This window comes from Enterococcus sp. UD-01 (assembly GCF_044909655.1).
GTDB lineage: Bacteria > Bacillota > Bacilli > Lactobacillales > Enterococcaceae > Enterococcus_L.
The window spans coordinates 22,290-45,599 of record NZ_JBIYEU010000023.1 but is presented as its reverse complement, the minus strand read 5'-3'; the positions used below and the strand labels follow the sequence as shown (position 1 = coordinate 45,599).

20 protein-coding genes and 2 pseudogenes are annotated in these 23,310 nt (G+C 33.8%); 21 read left to right on the top strand and 1 reads right to left on the bottom strand.

What is annotated here, in order from left to right; genetic code table 11:
- A pseudogene (locus tag ABH902_RS14750) lies at positions 1 to 161 on the bottom strand (IS5/IS1182 family transposase); the annotation flags it as partial.
- Positions 162 to 1,018: 857 nt separating this feature from the next.
- Here ABH902_RS14750 and ABH902_RS14745 point away from each other — a divergent pair.
- The 21 genes and pseudogenes from ABH902_RS14745 (at position 1,019) to ABH902_RS14645 (ending at position 23,033) form a co-directional block, all read left to right on the top strand.
- Complete coding sequence (locus ABH902_RS14745) at positions 1,019 to 1,399, top strand: hypothetical protein (RefSeq protein ID WP_404592005.1); 381 nt, start codon at positions 1,019 to 1,021, stop codon at positions 1,397 to 1,399.
- Positions 1,400 to 2,464: 1,065 nt separating this feature from the next.
- Complete coding sequence (locus ABH902_RS14740; protein ID WP_404592003.1) at positions 2,465 to 2,863, top strand: hypothetical protein; 399 nt, start codon at positions 2,465 to 2,467, stop codon at positions 2,861 to 2,863.
- 2 nt (positions 2,864 to 2,865) lie between these two features.
- Positions 2,866 to 3,251: pseudogene (locus tag ABH902_RS14735) on the top strand (hypothetical protein); the annotation flags it as partial.
- Positions 3,252 to 3,279: 28 nt separating this feature from the next.
- Positions 3,280 to 3,693, top strand: coding sequence for a hypothetical protein (locus tag ABH902_RS14730; protein WP_404592002.1), 414 nt, complete (start codon positions 3,280 to 3,282; stop codon positions 3,691 to 3,693).
- A 1-nt stretch (position 3,694) separates the two neighbouring features.
- Positions 3,695 to 5,227 (top strand): cutinase family protein, encoded by a 1,533-nt coding sequence (locus ABH902_RS14725; RefSeq protein ID WP_404592000.1) that lies wholly within the window; start codon positions 3,695 to 3,697, stop codon positions 5,225 to 5,227.
- A gap of 17 nt (positions 5,228 to 5,244) precedes the next feature.
- Positions 5,245 to 5,532 carry a hypothetical protein gene (locus ABH902_RS14720; RefSeq protein WP_404591998.1) on the top strand — a complete coding sequence of 96 codons (288 nt, stop codon included), beginning with the start codon at positions 5,245 to 5,247 and terminating at the stop codon, positions 5,530 to 5,532.
- A gap of 4 nt (positions 5,533 to 5,536) precedes the next feature.
- Positions 5,537 to 5,869 (top strand): hypothetical protein, encoded by a 333-nt coding sequence (locus ABH902_RS14715; RefSeq protein ID WP_404591996.1) that lies wholly within the window; start codon positions 5,537 to 5,539, stop codon positions 5,867 to 5,869.
- Between the two features lie 759 nt (positions 5,870 to 6,628).
- On the top strand, positions 6,629 to 6,925 hold the full coding sequence (locus ABH902_RS14710; protein ID WP_404591994.1) for a WXG100 family type VII secretion target: 297 nt from the start codon (positions 6,629 to 6,631) through the stop codon (positions 6,923 to 6,925).
- Positions 6,926 to 6,999: 74 nt separating this feature from the next.
- A complete protein-coding gene (gene esaA / locus ABH902_RS14705) occupies positions 7,000 to 10,374 on the top strand; it encodes a type VII secretion protein EsaA (RefSeq protein ID WP_404591992.1) in 3,375 nt (1,124 codons plus the stop codon).
- Positions 10,375 to 10,405: 31 nt separating this feature from the next.
- Entirely contained in the window at positions 10,406 to 10,900 is a 495-nt protein-coding gene (locus tag ABH902_RS14700) for a hypothetical protein (RefSeq protein WP_404591991.1), read from the top strand.
- 14 nt (positions 10,901 to 10,914) lie between these two features.
- Positions 10,915 to 11,175 carry a type VII secretion protein, YukD family gene (locus ABH902_RS14695; protein WP_404591989.1) on the top strand — a complete coding sequence of 87 codons (261 nt, stop codon included), beginning with the start codon at positions 10,915 to 10,917 and terminating at the stop codon, positions 11,173 to 11,175.
- Positions 11,176 to 11,188: 13 nt separating this feature from the next.
- Positions 11,189 to 12,361, top strand: coding sequence for a type VII secretion protein EssB (gene essB, locus ABH902_RS14690; RefSeq protein ID WP_404591987.1), 1,173 nt, complete (start codon positions 11,189 to 11,191; stop codon positions 12,359 to 12,361).
- Entirely contained in the window at positions 12,342 to 16,808 is a 4,467-nt protein-coding gene (gene essC / locus ABH902_RS14685; protein WP_404591985.1) for a type VII secretion protein EssC, read from the top strand. Before essB ends, essC begins: the two co-directional genes overlap by 20 nt.
- Positions 16,809 to 16,845: 37 nt before the next feature.
- Positions 16,846 to 17,283 (top strand): DUF5082 domain-containing protein, encoded by a 438-nt coding sequence (locus ABH902_RS14680; RefSeq protein ID WP_404591983.1) that lies wholly within the window; start codon positions 16,846 to 16,848, stop codon positions 17,281 to 17,283.
- Between the two features lie 18 nt (positions 17,284 to 17,301).
- Entirely contained in the window at positions 17,302 to 17,595 is a 294-nt protein-coding gene (locus ABH902_RS14675; RefSeq protein WP_404591981.1) for a TIGR04197 family type VII secretion effector, read from the top strand.
- Positions 17,595 to 18,305 (top strand): DUF4176 domain-containing protein, encoded by a 711-nt coding sequence (locus tag ABH902_RS14670; protein WP_404591979.1) that lies wholly within the window; start codon positions 17,595 to 17,597, stop codon positions 18,303 to 18,305. Before ABH902_RS14675 ends, ABH902_RS14670 begins: the two co-directional genes overlap by 1 nt.
- 21 nt (positions 18,306 to 18,326) lie before the next feature.
- The gene (locus ABH902_RS14665; RefSeq protein WP_404591977.1) at positions 18,327 to 19,784 is read left to right on the top strand and encodes a DUF4474 domain-containing protein; all 1,458 of its coding nucleotides are present in this window, start codon (positions 18,327 to 18,329) and stop codon (positions 19,782 to 19,784) included.
- Complete coding sequence (locus ABH902_RS14660) at positions 19,772 to 20,473, top strand: hypothetical protein (protein ID WP_404591975.1); 702 nt, start codon at positions 19,772 to 19,774, stop codon at positions 20,471 to 20,473. The genes ABH902_RS14665 and ABH902_RS14660 overlap by 13 nt, the downstream gene beginning before the upstream one ends.
- Positions 20,474 to 20,553: 80 nt before the next feature.
- Positions 20,554 to 22,200: a T7SS effector LXG polymorphic toxin gene (locus ABH902_RS14655; protein ID WP_404591973.1), complete on the top strand. Its 1,647-nt coding sequence runs from the start codon at positions 20,554 to 20,556 to the stop codon at positions 22,198 to 22,200.
- The gene (locus ABH902_RS14650; RefSeq protein WP_404591971.1) at positions 22,163 to 22,561 is read left to right on the top strand and encodes a hypothetical protein; all 399 of its coding nucleotides are present in this window, start codon (positions 22,163 to 22,165) and stop codon (positions 22,559 to 22,561) included. The genes ABH902_RS14655 and ABH902_RS14650 overlap by 38 nt, the downstream gene beginning before the upstream one ends.
- A complete protein-coding gene (locus tag ABH902_RS14645; RefSeq protein WP_404591969.1) occupies positions 22,554 to 23,033 on the top strand; it encodes a type II toxin-antitoxin system death-on-curing family toxin in 480 nt (159 codons plus the stop codon). Before ABH902_RS14650 ends, ABH902_RS14645 begins: the two co-directional genes overlap by 8 nt.
- The last annotated feature ends 277 nt before the right edge of the window (positions 23,034 to 23,310 follow it).

Here is a 23,310-nt window from a genome sequence, read left to right as displayed (position 1 = left end):
GGTTGACCTAAGGTCGAATAAGTTGATTCAACAATTGGATAAATGAAGGAAAAATCGATTGCTTTATCTATTTTTCGAATCAAGTGATCTTTTGGCACAAGATCTTCTAAGGAAATCATCATGTATTGATCTCTTCCATTCATTGGATGTTTTGACATCATTTTCCCACGCTCCTTTAAAACGTTTTCATACATTAAGTATAAAAGAAAAAACTGTAGACGTCATCCCTTTTTTGGGACTTTGTCTACAGTCTGGAAGCTTGAATTCAAGCTTCTTTATTTTTCATTTAAGGCAGTGAGAACTTGGGAAGTGTAAAACAACAAGCAAAGTTACTAAAGTTAGATGGAAAAGAATTTCGTAATGATTTTATGGTGGAAAATGGTAGAGTAGCTGAAACTAATTCAGTGAAATTTTTGGTTTGAACTGGTGGCGAAGCTTTTTTAAATTATGATCTTTTGTTATTTAGTATGAAATATGCTAGGGTAAAAGTATTTATTTTAGAGTTGTTTCAAATGGATGTGATAATATCTTTTCAATGTTTGTGGTAGATCATAAAAATAGAGGGTTGTCTTGCTGTGGAGTCACAGTAGAATATATTGATGAATTGCAGTTAGGCAATATAACTAGTGATAAAAATTCTCTAACGAGAATCTTCGATATACAAAAATCTAATTTTATGAAACAATGGATTTTTGTTGATGGTCCAGTAAAAATCTTAAAACAGGTGAAAAAGTGGAATCCTCAAATTGACTTCCAAAATTTTACCATTTTTGTCAAACTTATGCTTATGTTTTTAGTAATCAAGATGTAAAAGAGACGATTTTAGAAAATTATACTGATATAATTGATGTTGTTCAGAATCGTTTTATTCAAAAAATAAAGTTGAAATCTATGATGAGAGATTGTTTGGTATAATATATATAACGTTAGAAGGATATCTATATTCTGATTTAAATACTGGTTACGATCATTAAATTTTACTATCTTAAAAGTAAATAAAAATTAGGGAAGGATATTTTTGAAAAAAATGAAAAATAAACAGATAAAAAATTTCATGAAAGAAGGTAAAAAGGCAGCTGATTCAGAAGTGAAGGTGAGTAAGTGGAATATAAATCAAATATTGATAGGGTTCTTAGTATTTGTTTCAATTGGTGGCATTATTTTAAATAAAACTATTTTGAAAGATAGTTCATTTGATTTGTTTCCGCTAATTTGTTCAATTTTTGTGCTATCTATATTAATAGCGAGTTTTTTAGGAGTAGACCCCTCAAAAAAATCTCAATTTTTTGTAGAAAAAGGAATTGGATATGGTTGGACAATTAATCCAAGAAATCTATGGGGGTTTTTAATATATCTGCTCCTTTTTTTGGTAACATTATTGCCATATTTTGGTTTTTAAAAAATAGGTTATTTTACTAATTGTTATAATAAAATGCAGTGTGCTCTGATTCACGTTTATTTTTGGAGTACGAGTCATCTGAAATTAGATGGAAGTTTTTAATGAATTTTTTTCAATCCATTGTTATTAAAGAATTTTGAAGTATAGTCAAAATCGATAAAACACAACCAGATCTTAAAAAAGTCCGTAAAGCTTCACAGTTCTCAACAACGTTAATTTTTGGAGTCGTTGCGAATTTATTTGCTTACGAATACAATATGGAACGGCGATTTTGCAAAAAATTGAGTACCATTCAATTAGAATGTTTCAAGACACTTTCCAGTTTTTGGAAGATGACTTTTTGAGAGCTCTTCGCCAACATCAAAAAGTATTAGAGCGAGAAAAAGTTGTAGTTTGACTACTGTTTGAAACAAGAGATATCAGAAATGGTGTCTCTTGTTTTTTAGTAAAGAAAAAAGGAAAACGTTTGCTTGAAAATTATTTGCTCAGATGTTAGAAAAAATTACTAAAAAGTCTTTTAAGTTGAATTAATTATGATATAGTTAAATTAATTTTACTTTGATAAATAATAAATTATGGAAGGAAATGTATTTGAAATTTTAGTCACAATCTTAAAAAAATAATGAAATTGAAAGTTATTATCTGAGGACAAACTTAACTATTCCGTCTGATAATATAGGTTCTTTGGAATTTTATGGATAGAATGATTTACAATAAAAAAACATATTATTTCTTTTGAAAAAATAAAATATTCAATTAGATTTGGAATGTTTTCATAAAATCCCATTTTATTTCTAAAAACTATTGACATGAATACTTAATGCTCGATATACTTATTTATATATTATAGGGTAGGAAAGATTATAGCTGTATGAGCAATTTCCAACATATCCGAGCAACTGACATCACAAGAAAAGGATTACACGCTATAGCAACAACAGTTATGCGGATACAGTAACACAATATGATCAATAAGTTTTGTCTAAACTAAAAAATATATTGTCGATAAAAGGCGTTAGTGCAAAGTCTTGCGCTAACGCTTTTCTTATCAAAGGAGTTTAATGTTTGGATAAGAAAAGAGTAGTGAAACTAGGAATAATTATAGGAATGATCGTATTTTTAGGAGTAACAGGCATGTTAGAAGTGAAAAAAATGACCGAACCAACAGAAAAAGAAAAACAGATTGCTTTTCTTAAAGAACATGAAAATGAAATGATTGATTATGTTAAATCACAAAAATTTCATATAATCTCAGAAAATGAGAAGAAACATCCTGTAGTAAAAAATGTATATTTTGATTACGATGACTATGATACTTATCAACGAGATGCTGGAGGTATACCTACTGGTACTTACACAATTGATATTACAGGAAAGTATAATGATTCTCATGAATTTGAATTACTTATAGACGTTGATTCCTTAAGCGAACCAACGGAAATTTTGAATTTTGAAAGATATTAATAAAAAATGAAGGCTATGCTAAATATGAGTTCCCTAATGCAAAAGATGCACATGGAAATAGTATTAATTCCGTCTATTTACAACCAGATAATACTGTCAAAACAGTCGTTGAAAAAAAGTTTTTTGGCAAAGACAAGGAGTATCAAAAAGGGCTGCTAACGGATGAAAAAGCAGGGTATAACTCTTATTATCTAACGGATACCCCTACTCTAAATGCAGAGACAAAACATACCTACTTTACGACTAGAGGAAGCGATGCTCTTCCAGGTGATTGGAAAGATGTGACAAAAGGGTGGATAGGAAATAATTTAAATGATTGGGTGGACAATAATCTCTTTTTTGCTAAAAAGGTTATATTCCTCAAGCAAAATTGCAAAGTCATGCACTAACGTTTTTCTAGTAAAGGAGTTTAATGTGTGAATAAAAAAAGAGCAGTGAAACTAAGTATATTAACAGGAATTATTTTAATTTTAGGAACAATAGGAATGTTAGGAGTGAAAAAAATGACCGAACCAACAGAAAAAGAAAAACAGATTGCGTTTCTTAAAAAACATGAAAATGAAATGACAGACTTTATTAAAACACAAGATGATAAAATTTCAAAAGTTGATTATGATTGGTCTACTTTACATGATGAAGTGGTCGGAAATGGTTTGCCTCAAGGTGGAGATCATATATTAACACTTAGAATAAAAGTAATTGATTATAATGATACAGATATAAATTCATTTGGATTTGCAATAATCCCTGACAATATAAACGCCCCTGTTAAAATTATAGATATGTATACAATAAATGCAGATTATAATTACTCCAAAGGAGATATTTAATATGGCTATCTTAGAGCATGATTATAATATCTATGCAGATTTAGCTCAAGGTGCATATACAGGTAGACCTACACAATTCCCCTATGATAAAAACAAGTGGAATGATGGACAATTAGACAGTCATAAAAAAAATGAGTCCGTAAAATTTAATTTTGCAGGGGCAAAAGATGCACATGGAAATAGTATTAATACCGTCTATTTACAACCAGATAATACCGTCAAAACAGTCACTGAAAAAAAGTTTTTTGGCAAAGACAAGGAGTATCAAAAAGGGCTGCTAACGGATGAAAAAGCAGGGTATAACTCTTATTATCTAACGGATACCCCTACTCTAAATGCAGAGACAAAACATACCTACTTTACCACTCGAGGAAGTGATGGAATATCATGGGATAATAAAAATGATTGGTTAGGTAACAATTATGAATTTGCTGTAAATAACGCTTATATACCTCAAGCAAAATTAGCTACAGAAGCTATGCACCAAAAAATTAAAGAAATGGGAATGAAAGCCCCAAATGCAACAATATCTATGACTGGGCATTCGCTAGGGACAATGGTCACTATTCAAGCAGTAGCCAATTTACCAGCAGGAGACATTGATAAGATTGATAAGGTCATTTTATTTCAAGGTCCAGATGCTAGAGCAAGCATAAATGAAATGTCTAAACAAGCCCAACAAAATATCCAACGCCTAGAAGAACAAGGAAAAATTGAATATTATGTCAATGCATTTGATATTGTATCAATGTTAAATCGAAATAAAAAAGGCGTTGATGAAATCGGAAAAGTACATTATTTACTGCCAAAATCATTTACGTCTACATTCGATGGTGGAGACCCAGGCTCTAGTCATGATTTTGGACAATATCAATTAAACCCTGATGGGACACCAAAAGAAGCTAATTTAAAAGAACACGGATATATTTTTGCAGCTGGAATTAAAATCTCTAATTTAATTGATAAATACTTAAATATTTTAACAAAAGACGGTCAGAAATCAGGACTATCTTTCACAGAAGCAATCAAATTACTTGTTTCTGGTGATTATAAAGATTTCGAAAAAGAATATTCAAAAATCATTGCAGATGCCGAGGCTGCGAGTAAATGGAATGAGAAAGTATCCGGGTTACAGAAAAGTATTCGAGGGGCTTCTGGCAGTAAAAAAATTAAACTTCGAGGAGAACTTGCTACAGAAGTCGCAAAAAAGGCGAAAACAGTTGGCGACGAATATGTATTGATTCAAAAAAATGACCAACAAGAAGCAGAAGATGAAGTAGATTTAGTTGTCCAAGAAATTCGAGATGGTGCTCTGGCAATCCAGCAATCATTAGAAAGCTATGAAGTTGAAGCCTTGATTGCCCCCTATAAAAAAAATAATTTGTGGGATAGTGGACAAGCGACAAGTAATACTAATGAAGCAAAAAAATATAAAGAAAAATTGACTGCATTTAGTAAAACATTAACGACTGTTGCAAAGAACATTCAAGAATATGATGGCAATGCAGGAAAAAATATCTTCATGGAGAAGTAACAAAAAGGAGTTTTTTTATGGATGAAGAAAAAGCGTTGCTTTTAAAATTAAAGCAAGAACGAAAAAAGCAAGAACAGAACGCCATAAAAGCAATAATCACCGCAAAAAAAACACGGTTAAGTACAACTAGACAGACATCTACTAGTACGCTAAATGAACTAGCAGAAGCCATGTATCAACAAAGTAATAGTGTCCTTCCAGGAGCGTTGGAAGGAGCTTTACAGGGTAACAGTGCAACATCTGCGAAACAGTGCTTGACGCAGTTAGAGAAACCAGCCTTTAAAACACCTGTAAAAGAGGTTTAAGCGAATGAGTCCAGAAGAACAAAAAAGGAAACGACGCCAAGCAACAGAACAATACGAGCAGGAAAAACGAGCTCTTCAACAAATACAGAAAAAAATGGAAGAAGAAGTGGCTGTATTCAAAAAAGACACCGAAAAGTTGATGGATAAAGTTCTCTATTTAACAAAAAATGATTCATGGGATAAGCGATCGTTCTATCGACAAATGGAAGAAAGTCAAGCAACGATTCAATCTGAAGCACGACGATTCACGCAAAAAGTCGAAGAAAAACAGCTAGAACTAAAACGAACTTACCAACGAGACATAGAAAAAATAAAACAGACAGAAGGAACAACCTGAAACTTTGATTTATAACATGATCGAAATCGGTTCCAGTTTGGGAGAAATAAAAGTATAAACGTGCATGAAATATTTTAAAAATTATCGAATGACTCTCACTGTTCTTTTACTTTTGAATATATGCGAAATTTTCTCAACTATTGTCTGGTTTAACCAAGTAAATACTATTGTTATGAAGAAAATCGGTTCCAAACCCGAATTTGGTTAATTTTTTCCTTATAGGATTACTATGCACTTCCTTATTTATATATTTTTTGGAATATCAAACATAAAAAGCAGCTTATCTTCTAGTTAATTGTCTGAAGGATTCCTAAAAGTGTAGAATTACGACCGCACTAATTGCAGATATAGCTCTTGACAAGGCACCTTCGACCACCCGTTGGATGGATGAATAGGTTATTTGAATTATTTATCAAGGTTGTCTAGATCATCACCAGAACTTTGAAGAGGTGCTATTAGCATGAATCTATCAGAGCAGGTTAATAATATTTTATAAAGATCAATTATATTAGTCACGTGTTATCTGATATAAAATTGAGAGAGTTTTATCTACAAGAAAGCAGTTTACGTTTGGATTTATTGGCTAAAACAGCTTGTATTTAAATGATATATTTTACTTTAAAAAAATGAAAATATTCAATTGGAATAGAATGTTTACCTTAAAATCATATTTTATTTCTAAAAAACGTTGACAAGCATACTTGTTGATAGATATACTATTTATGTAAACAATTTTATTATAGAGTAGGAGAGATTATAATGGCAGGAGTAATTTCCGTAACACCCGAGCAACTGAAATCACAAGCAAAGGTTTATACACAATCACAACAACAAATCCAAGATGCGATTCGTAAAGTAAATTCTATGAATCAACAAATCGCGCAAGAATGGAAAGGTCAAGCGTTTCAATCTTATTTAGAACAATACAATCAATTAGAAGGAAACGTTAAAAAAATGGAAGAATTGTTGATTAGTATTAATAATCAATTGAACAAGTATGCTGATACAGTAGCACAACGTGATCAACAAGATGCAAGTTCTTTCGGTTTAAACTAAATTAATTTTGAAATAAGAAAAGCGTCAGTGCAATTCATTGCGCGGACGCTTTTTATTTAGGAGAGAAGAGAAAAGTGAAAAATAAACTAAAAAAGTATCTTCCTATTATTTCGATTACCATCGGTAGCATATTGTTTTTATCTATTCTTTCTTATATAGGTTTTAAAAGTGATAATATTCAAAAAACATCGAATGAAAAGATAACGAAAATGCAGTATGTTTTGGTAAACGAAGATAAAGGAACTTTTTTTGAAGGAAAAAAATATGCATTAGGAAATGACTTTGTCACATTGATCAATCAAGATACTGCTAACCGTTGGGAGACGACGACTAGAGATATTGCTAGTCGTGGAGTTGCAGATGGACAATTTGATGCACAGATTATTATTCCACAAGATTTCTCTGAACGGTTGCTCTCGTTACAAAGTATGAATCCTGAAAAAGCTTTAGTGGAGTATCAAGTGAGAGAAGGACAAAATGAGATAACCAATCAGGCGATTCAGGGAAAAGTAAATGATATTTTAAAAGATTTCAATCAAAGAATTGTACAGATGTATTTTTCAAGTATTGTAGGAAATTTGTCAGAGGCACAACAAAATGTCAATCAGATTGTTGGGTTGGAGATAGACCACAAAGACAATTTGGAAAAAACAATTTATTTGCCGTTTAAAGAAGTACCGACGAATTTTTCAAGTGTCATTGATACAGCAAGTATTTTGGATGAAGAAAATAAGATGTTTACATCTGAACAACAAGCATTTGTTGAATCAGTGAAACAATTGATGGACAGTAATAACTCTGGTTTGGAAGCAAATAGTCAAACAACAGAAGAAGTGCAGAAATCTGTGGATGATTATGCAGATGAAGCAAATGAAAAATTAGAAACATCCATTAAACAGTTTAATGAGCAATTTGAGCTGCAAAAAGAGCAATTAGAAAATCAATGGCAAAATGATTTAAAAGGGTACAAGTCTCAATATGACAGCTTTGATGATAGTATCAAAAATCAATTTGGCTTATTTTTTACAAAAGGCTCTGAAGAAGCGAATGACACGGGTGTTTATGCAGACTTTTTGAAGAATGCATATGCCTTTAAAGAAACACAAAGTAATAGAATAGAAGAGCTGTCGAATGAAATAAAGGAATTGGAAAAACAAGTAGCTGATTTAACTGTTTTAAAAGAAGACGTTGCTGAGAAGTATTACAATGATCGAAGTGCGGATCCAGCAACAGCAACAGAAGATCAGGTTAAACTAGCTATTTCAAAGTTAGTGTCACCGGTTGATAAAGAATCAGAGATTAAAGAAGATGGCGCATATTTAACCTCTGTAAGAAATGAACTTACGCAATTACAGAATAGTGCACTTCCATCAAGTACAGATTTCCCTATTCTTTTAGATACACTTTTAAATAATGGGTTGCTGTCACAAGGCGCAAGCGACAAATTGAGTGCTGCTTATACAATTGTGACACATTATGATCCAGCTTTGACTGGTAATGGAAATCAATTCAACATCTTATCTACAACTCCGAAACAAGATATTTCATCTGTATTCACTACGACAAATACGGTAGAGATAAATTTAACTCCTGGAACCAACAGATATTTACAATTTTCACATACATTTGGTCCTGAAAGTAGCGGTACAGTAGAAGTTACTAATTTAGAAATAATTAGAGGAGATTTAGAAAGAAAGATCATAGCTAATTTATCTGGGTCGGACTATACAGCGACCGTTACTAATGAGGGAACACAATTAAATATAGCTATTATACCTAAGAACACAGGGAGTAGCGGACCAGTGAAAGCACCTGCGCAATCACAGATGTCTTACACCTTTGATTCTGAAATAACCTGGACTTATCCCAATGATTATAGCAGCAATGAGTATGTTCAATGTCATTATTCTTGGACTTCCAATCGTTCAAAAACGTCTGGACAATTAGCAGCATATATAGATAAAGACCAGCCTTTGAAACAAGATTTGGCTGAACTTTTTAATCTTTTTACAACTTTAACTTCTACTGCAGAAAAGCTAACAACCATTTATGCTGATCCGTCACAACAAGATGTTATTAGTTTTGCTGAAAATATTAGCAATCATCCTGATAAATCATTCAATGAGTTAGCTACACCTGATTCTGTTTATTGGCTATATGATAATGTCACGGATTCTAAAAAAGTTTCACAAATTTCAGATTCACTCTACGAAAATTATAGGGAAAATGGAACTAGCCTCTATAACGATATTGTAGAACAAATTAATAAATTAAATGCCACAATCGGAACGAGTACGGATAAAAATGAAGATGGAACGATGACGTTGTATGGAACGTTAAATCTTATGAATGTTCCTGATATGATGCTACAGGATGCTTCTGTATTAGGAAGCTGGTTCGATAATGCAAATCAAGAAATTGAAAAAACATACAGCTCATGGAACGAAACAGAACGGGTGGCTCCGGAAACCATTATTACAGAGACAAATGCACACCCTGATAAAAATGATACTACTGCGATTAATGCAACCACAGAAAACTTGGTGAAAAGCATCCAGACATTAGCTAGCAGTTCAAAAGAAACGGCTAAAGCAACGGAAGAATCTGCGGCGAAAGTCAAAGACATTGCGCCAACTATTCAAAATTTAAAGGAATCTACAAACAAGGTGCAGACAAATGCAGAGGGTATTTTAACAAACTTGGATAAAACTGTTGCTGAAATGGATGAGAAAACAACTGATAACGCTAAGTACGCAAAAACTTTTGATAAAGTACTTTCCAATACTAAAAATGGCGGATCGGATAATGCAACAGTCTTTAATTTTCTATCAAATCCAATTCAAGATAAAGGAGATTTTGGGGAAACAAGACAAAATTCATTGATTCCATATTATGCAACGATCATAGCAGCGTTTATGATTGTTTTGGTTGCTGTAGCGATGCAAAAATATATGAAGCAAAGAAAAGTATCTGAAATTGATTTGCTCATGAACCCATCAAGAGCTTGGTACAATATGTCAAATGTCATTGTAATACTGTTCAACAGTGTTGCTTTATCTATTGCATTTGCTCTTAATTTGAGCTTTATTGTTGGAATGAATGCTAAAGGAGCATGGTTTAGCTACGCCTTTTTAGTTTTACTTGCTGGCTTACTTTTAACACTCGGCTTTATGAGACAGTTCAGAATACTGACACTTTATGTTAGTGGAGCCATACTAGGTCTCTTCTTCATGCTGACGCCATTACTGGGGGTAGCCACTAAAACAGGGACAATCACCAATATATTGTATCGAGTGTCGCCTTTACAAAACATTCAAAACGGCTTTACTGCACTATTAAATGGGGGCAGCATTGGCTGGATAAGCTATCTGAGTCTTGTAATCCTAGCATTGAGTGGCATTTTATTAAACTTTTGGGTGAATCCAGAAGAACAAAAAGTGAATGCGTGATCGTTTCTATTATTGGTGGGGGAGAAAAATTATGCACTATAGACCGAAATTTAATGCTAAAACGATGTTAAAAGGAATGCTTCTTCCTTTACTAATTATTTTTGTACAAAGTAGTCCTGTTTATGCAGATAATGGTGACTTAAAAATAAATAATCAAGTGATTTATGAAAAAAATGAAGGTAGTCAGAGTAACTCTACTACCTTTACAATCAATCAATTATTTATGAAAGATATGTCCAAACAAGATAAGCAGTTAAATGAAGAAAAAATGAAGCTAATCAAGAATGTACAAAGAGAAGTTTTTAGAAAAGAAACGCCAAAAGAACAGGCAATGAATCAACAAATAACACCCCTTCTTTTTTCAAGCGGATATGTATTGGATGATAGTTTGGATTCTGAAGATTCTGCATTAAAACAAGGAACCAATATTGGCTTTTTGATATTCTGTGTGGTTGGTGGAGTACTTGTCGCGGGTCTTGGAATTTTATTAGGTCGAACATTTCCGAGATGGGTAAAGAAAGGTTAGGAAGGTAGAGTTCTATGAGAAAAGACACATCTATTGGCATTGGGTTACATGTGGGTGGACAAATTATTGATTTACAGATACCCATAAAAGTTTCTGGAAATCGTTTAAAAGAACTATTGAAAGAATCGCTAGAACTATTAAACATCCATTTGCCCGATACATTTGAGTTGGAAATAATAAATAAATCAATCAAGTTAAATGGCGAAGTTCTTCTAGCCAACTACGCATTAGGTGATGGAGATCAATTGGTTGTTAAAGAAACGATGAAAAAGTAAAGGGGTCTAAACCGTGAGTGAAGTAAAAGATATATCAGAAAAAATAGATATCCAAGTTCAACAAGATAAAGTCTTGGTCAAGCTGCAAGCAAATCAATACCGCTTATCAGAGCTGAGTCAGTTTCGTACTGTTCTCCCGAAAAAAGATGCTCTACTAGCAGGAGAAATATTAGAGGCCACCGAAGAGCATTTGATTTTATCCTATGAAAAACACAAATATGCCTCATCGATTGAAGAAGTAGTGCGAAAAATGTCATCATTTAATCGACTGCTATTAGCGCAAAAAATCCGTTTTGTCGAATCGTTTTTTCATTCAACAATTCAACCATTTATCCATCCGAGAAATATTTTTCTTTTTGGAGAAGAGTTGTCAATTGCGCATAGAGGTTTTATGAATCTAGTCGTTCCGTATGTTACAAATGAAGAAGATTTTCTAAAACAATATCGTGCGTTAATTCTGTTCATTCTTCATCCAAAATTAGATTACGAACAACTGATCGAAGGCTCCGGAACATTACAAGATCAGCTATCTAAAAATATTCAGGCAGCTCTTTCACCTGAAGAGATTGATCAAATGATCAGTGAACAAGTGGTCATTCAAAAAATGAAACAAGAAAAACAAAACCAATTGGTTAAGAGAAAAAGCTACACATTGTTTAAATGGGGGAGTTTTGTATTATTAGCTGTAACGCTTATCTTAGGTTTTTTTGTCGGAAATTACGCTCTGAAAGAGGTTCCCACGCAAGAAAGAATCATTACAGCAGAAGCAAATTATATTGCCAATGATTATTCGGGCGTATTGAAAACTCTAAAAGAGGATATACCGGAAACTTTGCCTAAAAGTGCGCAATATGTATATGCAGTAAGCTCGGTACAATTAGATAATTTATCCAACGAGCAAAAAGAGATGATTTTAAATAATATTTCCCAAAAATCAAATGAAAATACGCTGTTATACTGGATCAATATAGGCAAAGGTGAATTTGAAAAAGCTCTGGATATTGCTCAAAATATAGGTGATAATCAATTTATTTTACATGCGTACACCAAATTATATGATGCCACAAAACTAGATACAAAAATGAACGGCGAAAAGAAACAAGAACTGTTAACGAAATACGAAGAAGCGATTGCTAAATATATGAAATTATTAGGAGGAGCAACCGATGATTCTGAAAACGAATAAAATAGAAGATGAGTCAATGGTTCCTATTGATGATCAAATGCAGCCGTCTGTCGATGTTCTTTTTGATATTTTCTATTTTGGGGAAGTCTTTTCTCATAGTCAGTTAACAAAAACACAACAAGAACGAGTGATTGATGGGCATTCAGTGTCTTATGATGGACAAAATATTTTAGTTGATAATAAAACGTTTAAAAAAGACAATTCTCAATTTATTATTGTTAAACCAACGGAATATAAAACGATTGTGACGAGTAAACCGAAAAAAGATTTCACGATTTCCGCGATGGCATCTTCAGCTATTAGCTTGCCCACCGCAGCTTTTATTTCTGTCTCTGTTGAGACTAAGACAAGTCAGTATAGCATGAATATATACGCAAATAATGAGAACGTCTATTTTAACGGAAATCAGGTTTCAGAAGGAACATTTAATTTTACTACTGGTGATCAGTTGGTGATTGATAAACTTATCATAGAAGTAAGGGAAAAACAATTAAAGTTAACTAATTTAGGGGCGGCTTTTAAATTAAATCCCTTTGAAATTGTTGAACAAAATTATAAACCTGAGTATCCTTCAGAATTTCCACTGTTCAGACGGAGTCCGCGGATTCATCTAAAAGAACCAAAGAAAGATGTAGAGGTGATGGCGCCGACACCCAAAGAAAAGGAAGGGAAAAATGAATTATTAAGAACTCTGGTACCTCCTTTGGGAATGGTTGTTTTAAGTGGTGCTACAAGCTTTCTAAGCGGCGGCAATCCAATCATGATGTTAAGTATGGGCGGTGCTAGTTTACTAACAGCAGGCTTTTCTGTTTCTAGTTATTTTACCAATAAGAAAGAAACAAAAGAAAAAAATGAGCATAATGAAAATACTTATAGACAATATTTGATTCGGAAAAAAGGAGATATTTCCCTTTTACAACAAGAACAAGAGCATGCTCTTACGTATATGTATCCTTCAATGAATGATCTTGCGTTAATGGCTAAAGACTATCAAGCACGAATTTATGAACGCATGACAACCAATGAAGATTTCTTAAAAATACATGTTGGAACTGGAGAAATTAAATCAAGCTTTTCCGTGAAATATCAAGCTAGTAATGAAGAAAATGAATTGAGCTCATTAGCGGAGAAACAGCTTGTTTGGCCGTACCAACAATTGGAAGGTGCGCCGATCGTTATTCCTTTAATGGATCAAACAGTTGGGCTGGCAGGGAACTATCCTGTACTAAGAACCGCTATTCAAACGCTGTTGTTCCAAATTTCAATGCTGCATTCTTATCGGGATGTAGAATTTGTAACGTTGGTTCCTGAAAATGACTATGATACTCATTGGCATGCGTGGCGTTGGTTGCCGCATTTGAAGATTCGTAGCTTGAATCTAAGAGGGATCATCCACAATGCCCAAACAAGAGATATGGTGCTTAACTCGTTTTATCAAATTTTAACGAAAAGAAGACAAGAAGTAAAAGAGGCAGGTAATGAAAAGATACGCTTCCAACCTCACTATGTATTTTCCATTTTGGAGGAAAGTTGGTTATCTGGCCATGGACTAAATGAATTTTTAGCGGAAGACATGAGTCCGTATGGTGTGACCGTGATTTGGGGGAAAGATGCCTTACCGATGTTGCCTGAGACAACGACGACCTTGATCGATTACCAAAGTAGTGAAGCGGCGATCTTGATCAACCAAAATAATGAATACGTCAATCAAGCGTTTGTACCGACTCATTTGCCAACGGCTTATCCGATTGAAGAAGCGTTGCAGAGATTAGCGAATTTACATCATGTTGAAGTGGAGAAGAATGCCATTCCGGAAGCCATTGATTTTCTTGAATTATATGATGTAAAAACGGTGGACGAATTAAATATTGGTACAAGATGGACAAAAGCAGATACGTCTAAATCATTAGCAGTTCCGTTAGGTGTACGTGGGAAAGACGATATTGTGTATCTTAACCTGCACGAACGAGCGCATGGCCCCCATGGATTAGTAGCTGGTACAACAGGATCTGGTAAATCTGAAATTGTCCAAAGTTATATCTTATCTTTAGCAGTGAATTTTGCGCCGGAGGATGTCGGCTTTTTACCTATTGACTTTAAAGGCGGAGGTATGGCGAATCTATTTGCCAATTTGCCTCATTTATTGGGCTCTATTACCAATTTAGACGGAGCAAGCTCTGCTAGAGCCTTACAAAGTATTCGGGCAGAATTACAAAAACGACAACGTAAATTTAGTCAATTTGGTGTGAATCATATCAATGGCTATACGAAATTATATAAACAAGGCAAAACAATTACAGATCTAGAAGAAAAGAAAAAATACCCAAGCGATCCACTGCCACATTTGTTCTTAATCAGTGATGAGTTTGCCGAACTTAAAGCGAATGAGCCAGACTTTATGGCCGAACTTGTTTCAACGGCTCGAATCGGTCGTTCGTTAGGTGTCCATTTAATCTTAGCTACTCAAAAGCCTAGTGGTGTCGTGGATGACCAGATTTGGTCAAACTCTCGTTTCAAGCTAGCGTTGAAAGTTGCCGATGCCAATGATTCAAATGAAATTATCAAAACACCAGATGCCGCAACGATCACACAACCAGGTCGTGCGTATTTACAAGTCGGAAACAATGAAATTTATGAACTATTCCAATCTGCTTGGAGCGGCGCAAACTATGATCCTTTTGTTTCGCGAGAAGAAAAAGTGGATGAACGTATTTGGCTAATAAATCAATTAGGACAATACGAATTATTAACAGCTGATCTTTCACAAGAAGAGGATACAGTGGTGAAAAATGAAGAAGAAAAAACACAATTAGATGCCATTGTAGAAGCAATCCATGCTTATTCAGAAGAAACTAACGCGGTATTACCAGAAAAACCATGGCTTCCTCCATTAGAAACCATGATCGATTCACCTATTTTGTCTAAGGAATGGAGCGATACAAGACAATTAAGTGTTCCTTTCGGCTTTATGGATATTCCTTCGAAACAAGAGCAAGTCGTGTTTAATTTTGACTTTAATGAGCTGACTCATACAGCCTTTTATGGATCACCTGGTTTTGGGAAATCAACTGCACTTCAGACCTTAGTAATGAACCTTTCACGACTAAATACGCCAAGTCAAGTGCAGTTCAATCTATTTGATTTCGGTACAAATGGCTTGCTCCCATTGAAAAAGCTGCCACATGTTGCTGACTTAGTTCGTTTGGAAGAAGATGAAAAATTAGTGAAATTCTTGAAGAGAATCCGCAAGGAGATTCAGGAACGAAAAGATGCATTTACTGATTTTGGAGTAGCAAGTCTTTCACAATATGAAGAAAAATCAGGCAATAAACTTCCTGTAATAATTACGATCATTGATGGATTTGATGCGATTAAGGAAAGTCCATTGGAAGATGAAATTGAGTCTGTTGTGAATCAATTATTACGAGAAGGAGCGAGTGTAGGTCTCTATGCTGTGCTCTCTGTTCTGAGAACTTCTACGTTCAAAATGAGTATGGCTAGTAACATACCATCTCATATCGGTTTATTCCTGGTAGAAGAAGGGGCAATCAGAGATGTCGTTGGGCGTGATGCTTTGATTCCACAAGAAATCATTGGACGCGCACAGATCAAGCTGGATGAACCACATGAGCTTCAGGTATTTCTTCCGACTCAGGGTGAAAATGATATTGATCGATTAAACAAATTGGAACAAGAGATAGAAGCGATGGATCAGGCGTGGCAAGGTGAACGTCCTATTAAGATTCCAATGTTAGCAAAAGTTATTTCAATGGCTGATTTTTATGAGTCAAAACAAACACAAATGATGCTTGAGCACATGCAATTGCCAATTGGGTTGGATAAGGAGACAACGAATGTCGTCGGCTTCGATCCACAAAAACATGGTTATTTTGTTATCGGAGATGATTCGCCGCAACAAACGGAATACATTGAAAAAGTAATAGTAGAAAATCTAAAACATTTCGAAGGCCGAGCACAACGAGTTGTTTTTAACGGTTCAGAACGTTTTGGCGGCTTTACTGACAGCTTTGATATGATGGTCGCAGAACCGGATTATAGTACCTTTGTCAATGATTTAGTGAGTGAAATCGAGGTTCGTCAAGATGTGGCTGAGCCGGAACCAATGTTTATTTATATCCCGGAAGCACACCTTTTTGGAGATAAGACATTTATTACCAACGATGCAATTGATGTTTATTTAAGAAAAGCAGCAAAAGTGAAGATCTACTTTATCTTCCAAGGTAATCAAAAGCAAATTGAAAATAGCTTTGATGACTTTAATAAGCGATTACGTACAAATATCCCGGCTGGGATGATCGGCACACGATTGGCAGACCAAGGATTTATCAATGTGAAATCAGGGTACAGTGAACCAACAGTGGAGCTGGATGAATCTCATTTCTTCGTGGGACGGAACGCTTGTCGCGTGAAGTTGGTTAGTGAATAGAATAAGTGTTTGATTGCTGTAGCAAGGAGGGAAAAGAATGGCCAAAGATGATGCAGCAGAAAGAAGACGTCAGGAGCGTAATGCTCAAAATAGACAAGAATCAGTTAAATGGCAGAGAATTGGCAATGAGCGAAAAGCGAATTATGATAAAAATCAAAAAAAATTAGAACGATTAAAAGAAGCAAAAATAAAATTAGAAAAATCCATGAAGAATTTTTCACAGTTTGAAAATCAAGTAAAGCAATACCCATCAAAATTGAGTACTGGACAATTTAAAGGCACACTTCGCGATAAATTTGATGAGAAGGCGAAAAAGATGGGAACGACATTACATTCGGAGGAAAACTCCTATCAAAGAAATATGGCAAAATTAGATGCAGAAATAGCAAAAAAAGAATTAGAACAAGGAGATTTATTGAATGCTGTAGAAAGTGCCTTTAACACAGCGAAAAATTTCTTGGCTTCTATTTTTTAATCCGAGGAGAGATTATGGATGGGGAAAACAGGTGTAGATAAAGAAGCTTGGGATGCAGCAGTATCAAAAGCAGAAAGTGCTGTTTCAAGTATTTCAAAACCAGTAATTAATGATTTGGGTAAGACAACCCTAAAACGCTTTAAGAAAGTAATTGAAACACAAAAGAAGTTAGTAAATACGGTAGAGTCTTTCAAAAATGTTTCGAGTACAGATACACAAAAGATGAAAAAGGCTGCTGAAAATATTGTGAACGAAGATAATCAAGCTTCAAAATCTATTCAACAAAATACAGCTAAAGTGAGGTTCGAGTAATGGCCAGTTATGATGCAAAAAAGTTTTTTGAAGGTATATTAATCAATGATGACTCTCTAACTTTTGAAATAACTGAAGAACTGATTTTAACTGGTGTTCTATTAGGAACTAACTTCCAATTATTAAAATCGGTCTATAAAACTTATCGAAACTTGGATCAACGATTTGAGCATAAGCCGATGGTTGGTGCTAAATTAAGCGTGTTTTTTGATTATGAAGAGCAACATGTTACCTTTGAACGTCAAGCGAGTAAAGTCGTATTAACGATACCTCAATTTTTACATTATATTGGCAAAATTGACATGGCTTTTGCACCAATCTATCCAGTCGGAACAACTGTTGAATTAGATGAAAGCATGTTACCGGAAAGTGTAGCAGAGATGTTTACAGATGGTGAGTTAGGAGCGATTGTGACTCTTACTGGAAGAAAAGTTCCTTTAATGGAAGGTTTTGATCAATACATTGTTGATTATTTAGGTCGACTCTGGCCTTTTGGAGAGATTCCGGGGAACGATCCGGTATTGGTGTCTAATATGATGATTAAGCGTGTGATTGCAGAAAGTTATACGAATGAGTACGAAGAAGCCTTTTCTTTTGATGTATTGCGTGCGACCCAAGCATTAAATCAGCAAATTTCCACCGCATATATGACAACAGAAGATGCAATTTCCTATTATGAGACTCTTTCAACACTCTCGAAAACAGAATAGAACGAAAGAAAGGAGTATGTCATGGGCTTTCATGTAGAGACAGCGGAAATGAAAAAGGCACTGGAGCAATATCAGAAACTATCAAAAACAGCACAAGAGCAATTAAATAGCGCCAAAAAATCTATGAATGGCATAATTAATAGTAATGCAATGCATGGACAAGTAGGACAAGCCATTGCGGCAGATATTAATAATAATAAAAATGCTGTACTTGTAGGGTTAAAAAATAGTTACAAATTAGTTGCGGTAGATTTTCAACAAACTTATGCGGATTTTGTAGAAACTACAGGAGAAGCTTCACAAAGTGCTGTATTAGATGAAGCTGTCTTAATGAAGGCAAAGACATCTATTGATAAATTTAAGACAGAACACAAAGAAAAAAGACAAACAATTAAATCAACTTACAGTGATATAGCTGATTTAATTGCACTCTCAATGCCAAGTAGTAGTGCTTTCACTAGTGCTTGCGATGAGTCAAAAAAACATTTGGATAAAATTATTCAAAAAGTCAATGAGTTTGATAATAAGCAAAACCCAAGCTCAGCAGAAGAAATAATCAATGTTTTAGGACAACAAATCAAGGTTTCCGAATCAGCAAGTGGTCTAGGCTATACAGATCCGAGATTTATGGAGTTTGTATCACAAACAGAACTAGCAAAAAGCATTACTGAATTAGATAATCAATTAAAAATATGGGAAGATGAACAGGAAAAATTAAAGGAAAAAGAGATAATGAAAAGGCACCCTTTACTTTCTGTATTAAGTGGAGATGTAAGTTGGGAGAGAGCTAGCAAAATTATTTCCGATGATATAAATAATAGCTGGACAGCCTTTTGGGGAGATTTGGAGCAAAATCTGTTTAATGCTAATGCATTCTGGATATCTCCGTTTTTAGGGTTTGAATACAATAAACAAAAAGACTACTACTATACAAATAAACACTCTATACAACATATTGGAGGTTTCAATGATTTCTTTGATATGGTTGGTCCACTATTTGGAATGGATTTAGATGAAGAGGTCATCTACTATGAAGCAAATGGTAAAGAATATCGATTAGAACTTTGGAAAGGTTCCTATGGATTTGGTGAGTCTTATGGAGCAGAAGTGGGTTTGTATTATAAAAACTTCGACTCTGGTGATTTTGTTACACAAGTAGAATCAGCTATCCCTGGCTGGTATCCTTGTGTAGAAGAAAAGGATCAGATCCCTATAAAAAATACGATATATGATGCAAATACTGGTAAAATATTATTAGAAAATGATACAAGAGACTATGCAGAAGAAGAAAAGCATTTTTGGAACTTGGCTATAAGAACTGATTCAGGTAAAAGTAAAGAAGATTTGTTTACAAGAACACAGTTAGAGGTTAAAGATACTGAGATGAGAAAAAGCATGTATGAAGCTCTAAAAAATAATGAAAATATAAAAAATATTTCAATAGATGAGGAGACAATAATCTTTACATGGAAAAAATAAAGTTTTCTTATATAGTAGTATTTATTTTGCTAATAATAACAACAGGATGTGGTCAGATGACAAAAGTTTTTGATTCTAAAGAAGATGTAAGAGAATTAGTCATTGGAAATTTAGAAAAAAAGTATGAAAAATCGTTTGAGTATGTACCAGATAAAAAAGAAAAATTAGAAAAATACCCAACGAAAAAAATATATACAGGTTATTTTATGCCAAAAAATAACCCTAAAGAAGTTTTTTTCGTATGGATTAGTACTCGAGATAAGATGAAAGATGATTATGCACAGTATTATGTGAAATCCGAGGCAGAAAAAAATGTAAGAGAATGGATTGATAAACCAACAATCACTCTAGAGAGCTTAACTTTTGCTCCTAAAGGAACAACAGAACGAATAGATTCATCGATTACTTTAGAGGAGTATATTGAAAAATTCAATCCAACTTATGAAATTGATGCAGTAATTAAACATGGACTTACAGAAGATGAAATGATTAGTGTTATTCAAAGTACGATGGAAGTCTTATATGATAAGTTAAATAATTTTAACATCGGAATAAAAATAACTGGAGAGAAAAGGTACTATTATACGGCTGCATTCGATTCTGAAATGAACAATAAAAAGTCTAATAATTTGGAAATGATAAAAAAGGCAATAAAGGAACAAAAAGAAATGAATGAATTATTGAATTAGATGAAGATAAGTGATTTTAAACGATTGAATAAAAGAGCTCTTTAAGATAGTAATTACCGATGGTAAAAAAGGAGTATGTTATGGGCTTTCATGTAGAGACAGCGGAAATGAAAAAGGCACTGGAGCAATATCAGAAACTATCAAAAACAGCACAAGAGCAACTAAATAGCGCCAAAAAATCTATGAATGGCATAATTAACAGTAACGCAATGCATGGACAAGTAGGACAAGCCATTGCGGCAGATATTAATAATAATAAAAATGCTGTACTTGTAGGGTTAAAAAATAGCTACAAATTAGTGGAAGCGGATCTTCAAACAGCTTATGCAGATTTTGCAAGTACCACAGGAGAGACGTCTCAGAGTGCAATTTTAGATGAAGCAGTTTTAAACAAGGCGAAAACAGCGATTGATAAGTTTAAGACGGAACACAAAGAAAAAAGACAAACCATTAAATCAACTTACAGTGATATAGCTGATTTAATTGCACTCTCAATGCCAAGTAGTAGTGCTTTCACTAGTGCTTGCGATGAGTCAAAAAAACATTTGGATAAAATTATTCAAAAAGTCAATGAGTTTGATAATAAGCAACAACCAAGTTCAGCAGAAGAGATTATCAATGCTCTATCTCAACAAATCAAAATGTCTGAAACGGCGAGCGGTGTAAGCTACACAGACCCAAGATTTATGGAGTTTGTCTCCCAAACAGGGTTAGCAGAATCAATCCAAGATATCGATAGTCAAATTGCTAAGGCAGAAGCAGATGCAAAATTAGAAGCAGAAAAAGCCGCAAAGAAAAAACAAGAACAATGGGCAAAAGAACATCCATTAGAGAATGCGTTACGTAATTTTTCAGACGGAATAGGTTCTTGGTGGAATGGGATTGTTAAAGGAACAAAAGGACTCAATACGGAAGGTTTTTTCCTCTTAGAAACAGGCAAAGGTATTTTATTAGCTTTAGAATCTACAGTAGGATTTGTAGGAGATGGGATCAGTTCATTAGCGATTGGTAGTGTACAAGTTGGGCAGCTTTTAGGTGGAGGAATCGCTACAGGGATCAATAATCTACGGGGAGTAAAATCCCCAGATTGGATCGGAAAAGATTGGTCAGGAACTGTTAAGAATGTTCAAGCACTGACGCCTTCCGCTATTTTTGAAATGAGTAAAGCTGCGATAGGCGCAATGGCTGATGACTTCAAACGTGGAGATATCTATGCAATGACGACAGATGTTCTGACAGTGGGAACGATGTTAACTGCAGCGAATGGATTGAAAAACACGGCGAAGAATGTTACAACTAAGTTGAAAGCGCCAAAAGTTGGGTCTGTTGTGGATGATGTGGCTAAGGGATCCAGTGGGGCTAATGTCAATAAACCTCCTAGAAACTTAATTAATAATATGGATGAAATTGCTGATGATATTAGGAATATAAACAAAAAATATTCTAGTGGACTTGAACAAAATAATTCAATAGATAGTATTATCAATTCTGCTTCGTATTATGAAGATGTGTGGGAACAAACTTCTGCAGTAACAAGAAGTGTTGCAGAACATGCATTTGTAGATGGAAATAAGCGCACAGCATTTGACACCTTAAATATGTTATTAGATGATTTAAGGTTGAAATCGCCTTTAAATGATACTCAAAAATGGGATTTAATAAATAGAATAGGGACAGGAGACTTAAAAGATGTGTCAGAAATTGCAAATATTCTTAAAGGAAAATAAAGCAAATTTTCTAATAAAATATGATTCCGTTAGAGAAGATAATAAGTATACAGTTATGTTGTTTGATACTGTAAAAAAAGAAAGAATTTCTGGTGGAGATACTAATTCCATAGTTGAAACAGAGCAAAAGATAATAAAAGATGCAAATAACAATGTGGATTTTAACGAAATTAATGAATTGTTTTCCAAAATAAAAAATTCAGTGAAAACAAACACTGATTTTGTAGTAATGATATCAATTAATTATTCTGATGACTATTTAGATTATACTATATATCTAGATAAATCGGAGCAAATTAGCCATAACAAGTTTCATTCTTATAAAGAAATAAAAGATTTTGTGAGAGAAAATTATGAATGAGCAGTTGATAATTGATATTAATAACTTTCTGCAGAAATTAACCCAAAATGTTGTTAAACCTATGTATGGTATCAGAGATAAGAACTCTATTCAACTAATTTCTCAATCTTTAAATCAAGAAGTTTTTGGTGTGGAATTGTATCCCACAATTTTCGATAAGGCAGCTTATCTATGGTATGCACTTTCCAATTATCATTGCTTTTACAATGGAAATAAGCGCACTGCATTAGTGACAACGTATATTTATTTAAGAATAAATGGATATTGTTTAGAGATAGATGGTAGCTTTTATGATATTTCTTTAAATATTGTGGAATCGCATATAGAAAAGGAAAAAATCAAAGAAATTTTACAAGAGAATACGGTTGAAGGCGATAAAATTTCATCCGAAAACATTTTAAAACAATTAGAAATAGAAATAAGTAAAAATAGTTCTTTTCAAGATGTGATTGTTAAATTATCACAAACTTAATGAGGAGACATAGATAAAAACTAAATAAAAAAGGCGCTTTATTATAAGACTGGGAATCAAATGATAGAGCCTTGACTAGTAAGAACTAATTCGCTATTCAAGTTATCGATAGCTGATATAAATTAGCTGTATTTATTTTACAAAACTTCAAAGGACTGTTCTAGTCTTTTCGAATAATTCTTTGATGTGCAATCAGATGGATTCCTAGGCTCTTAAAACGGTATTGGTGAATAAACTACGATCACTATACCGTTTTTCGTGTATCAAAATAAAAAGC